Source organism: Streptomyces sp. NRRL F-5123, assembly GCF_000721495.1.
Taxonomy (GTDB): Bacteria; Actinomycetota; Actinomycetes; order Streptomycetales; family Streptomycetaceae; genus Actinacidiphila.
In genome coordinates this window covers 1-3,173 of record NZ_JOHY01000127.1, presented here as the reverse complement: position 1 = coordinate 3,173, position 3,173 = coordinate 1, and the positions used below count along the sequence as shown (strand labels likewise).

Sequence of the window (3,173 nt, the reverse complement as noted above, 5' to 3'; positions counted from 1 at the left end):
ACCGAGATCTACACGTAAGGAGTCGTCGGCAGCGTCAGATGTGTATAAGAGACAGGGGGTGACGTGCCCCTCGTGCGTTGCGTTGGTGGCTGCCCTGCCGGTGGGGGTGGGGGTAGGTGGGGAGAGCGTCGCGCTGCTCGTGCGTTGCGTTGGCGGCTGCTTGCCGGTGGGAGTGGGTGGAGCGTCCCCCTGCTGGTGGGTTGCGTTGGCGGTTGCCCGCCGGGGGGTGGGTGTGCGAGGGACGGCGGTTCGTCCCCGGGGGCGGATCACCCCCGCAGGGGGGCGTCAGCCGACGTCGCATCCGCAGGGGTGGGAAGCACCCTGCGCCGCAGGCGCGGCAACCCCCGTGGTGGGGAAGCCGCCGACGTGCGTGAAGGGGCGCGGGGAACCCCGTTGCGGCGGGGGCGGGCTGCGCCGCGTAATCTCGGTGTTCGTGAAGACGGGCACGGAGGACGAGGCGCCCCCCGCGGCAGCCGCGGCCCGCGACGCGGTGTGCAGCGTGCGCGGTCTGGTCAGGACCTACCCGGCGGGTACCGGGGCGCGCCGCCCCGGACTGCGCCGCCGCCCGGCCGCGGCTGCGGGCGCGGGGGAGGTGCGGGCGAGCGACGGGATCGACCTCGACGTGCGCCGCGGCGAGCTCTTCGGGATCCTCGGCCCCAACGGGGCCGGCAAGACCACGCTGGTGCGGCAGCTCACGGGGCTGCTGCGGCCGGACGCGGGCAGTATCGACGTCCTCGGCCACGACCTCGTGCGGCACCCCGACCGCGCCGCCCGGCTCATCGGCTACCTCGGCCAGGAGTCCACGGCGCTCGACGAGCTGACCGTGTCGCTCGCCGCCGAGACGACCGGGCGGCTGCGCGGCCTGGACGCGGCCGCCGCCCGCGCGGCCCGCGACGCCGTGCTGGACGAGCTGGAGCTCGGCCCGATCGCCGACCGCCCCATCAAGCGGCTGTCCGGCGGCCAGCGCCGTCTGGCCTGCTTCGCCGCGACGCTCGTGGGGGAGCGGCCGGTGCTGATCCTCGACGAGCCGACCACCGGCATGGACCCCGTCGCGCGCCGCGCGGTGTGGGCGGCGGTCGGCCGGCGCAGGACGGAGCGGGGCGCCACCGTGCTGCTGGTCACGCACAACGTCATCGAGGCCGAGTCCGTCCTGGACCGGGTCGCGGTCCTCGACCGCGGCCGGGTCATCGCCTGCGACACCCCGGCGGGCCTGCGTGCGCTGGTCGCTGACGAGGTGCGGCTCGACCTGGTCTGGCGCACCGAGCCGCCGCTCGACCTGCCCGCGGTCGCCGCGCTCCAGCCGCTCGCCGACGTCTCCGGCCGCCGCTGGACGCTGCGCCTCCCGCACGCCCGCGCCCGTGCGACCATGGCCGACCTGACCGCCGGCCCCGCCTACGCCGCCCTCGACGACATCACCTTGGCGGCCCCCAGCCTCGAAGACGTCTACCTGGCCCTGGGCGGCCGCTCGAAGGGCCTGGTGAAGTCATGACCCGCTACGGGGCGCTGCCCGTGGTTCCGCAGCCGTACGGCGCCGCGTCGGCGGACCCGCTGCGAGTGGCGACGCGTACGCGTGCGGGCGGGGGCGACGGCGCAGACCGCCGCGGGGCGCTGCGCGTGACGCCGCAGCCGTACGGCGGGCGTGTGCCGGTGACGGGAGCGTGGGCGTGAGCGTCATCGCGCAGGACGAGGACGTGGCCGTCGGGGAAGCGGCGGCGCCGCTGGCGCCGCGGGCGCGGTTGTGGCCCGCCTTCGGGGCCGTCTACCGGGCGCAGCTGTCGCGGGCGCGGGTCGCCCGTATCCCGCTGCTCTTCGTCGCCACCTTCCAGTCCGTCGGCATCATGGTCATGATGCGCGGGGTCGTGGACGCGGGCGACGGCGAGGCGGCCCGCGCGGTCGTCGCCGGGTCCAGCGTCCTCGTCGTGGCCTTCGTCGGGCTCAACCTGCTCGCCCAGTACTTCGGCCAGCTCCGCGCGTCCGGCGGGCTCGACCACTACGCGACGCTGCCCGTACCGCCCGCGTCCGTCGTGCTCGGCGCGGCCGGCGCGTACGCGTCCTTCACCGTGCCCGGCACGGTGCTCACCGCGGTGATCGGCTGCGTGCTCTTCCACCTCACCCTCACCACCGTGTGGGTGCTCGCCGTCGTCATCCCGCTCGCGGGCGCCGCCCTGTCCGGGCTCGGCGCCGCGCTCGGGCTGCTCGCGCCCCGGCAGGAGATCGCCACGCTGCTCGGCCAGCTCGGCATGTCCGCCGCGCTGCTGCTCGGCGTGCTGCCCGCCTCGCACCTGCCCGAGGTCATCCGCTGGGTGCGCGACCTGCTGCCGTCCACGTACGGCGTGCAGGCCTTCGCCCGCACCCTCGGCGGCGCGGGCGGTACGGACTGGGCCGCGGTCGCCGGCGACCTCTCGGTGTGCGCCGGGGTCGGCGTCGTCTCGCTGGCCGTCGCCACGTGGGCCTACCGCAGGGCTGCCTGCCGGTGAGGCGTCCTCGTTGCGGACCTGGCACGATGGGCAGGTGACCGCTCCGCTGACTCCCCACGACCACTCGTCGCCCCTGCCGCACCATCCGGGCACGGACGGCGACCCCGGCAAGGGCGGCGACCTCGGGAAAGAGGTGCTCGCCGAGGCGGGCCGGGGCGCCCTCACCGCCGTGCTCGTCGCCGTCTGCGGTGTCGCGCTCGGCCTGCTGTGGCTGTGGCTGTCGCCGCGGGTGCCGCTGATCTCCGACGGCAAGGCGGTCTACCTCAAGGACACCGAGGGCGAGGAGGCGATCGGCGGCGACGGCACGTTCGCGCTCATCGCCGCCGGCCTGGGAGTGCTCACCGCTGCCGCGGTCTTCTGGCGCCGGAAGCAGGGCGGGGTCGGCGTCGTGCTCGGCCTCGCGGCGGGCGGTGCGCTCGCGTCCGTCATCGGCTGGCGCATCGGCGTATGGCTCGGGCCCGACACGAACATCGCGGCGCACGCGATGCGGGTGGGGCCCAAGGTGGTCTTCGACGCCCCGCTGGAACTGCGGGCCAAGTCCGCGCTCGTCGCCTGGCCGGCGGCTGCGATGGTCGTCCACCTCCTCCTGACCTCGGCCTTCGGCCCGCGGGAGGACCCGGAACCCCTTCCCTCCGAGAAATCCGTCACCCCGTACTGGATCTGTCTCTTATACACATCTGACGCTGCCGACGACCC

General features: G+C 75.6%; 4 protein-coding genes. All 4 read left to right on the top strand.

All coding sequences use genetic code 11. The features are described from left to right. Nucleotides 1-433 precede the first annotated feature (433 nt). Entirely contained in the window at nt 434-1,489 is a 1,056-nt protein-coding gene (locus IH54_RS0138370; RefSeq protein ID WP_052398355.1) for an ABC transporter ATP-binding protein, read from the top strand. Continuing rightward, nucleotides 1,486-1,668: a hypothetical protein gene (locus tag IH54_RS0138365; RefSeq protein WP_031526110.1), complete on the top strand. Its 183-nt coding sequence runs from the start codon at nt 1,486-1,488 to the stop codon at nt 1,666-1,668. The genes IH54_RS0138370 and IH54_RS0138365 overlap by 4 nt, the downstream gene beginning before the upstream one ends. Then, nucleotides 1,659-2,477 (top strand): ABC transporter permease, encoded by an 819-nt coding sequence (locus tag IH54_RS0138360; RefSeq protein WP_052398354.1) that lies wholly within the window; start codon nt 1,659-1,661, stop codon nt 2,475-2,477. The genes IH54_RS0138365 and IH54_RS0138360 overlap by 10 nt, the downstream gene beginning before the upstream one ends. Nucleotides 2,478-2,511: 34 nt before the next feature. Then, nucleotides 2,512-3,173: hypothetical protein (locus IH54_RS40945; RefSeq protein ID WP_063762458.1), on the top strand; the 662-nt coding region annotated here is incomplete at its 3' end.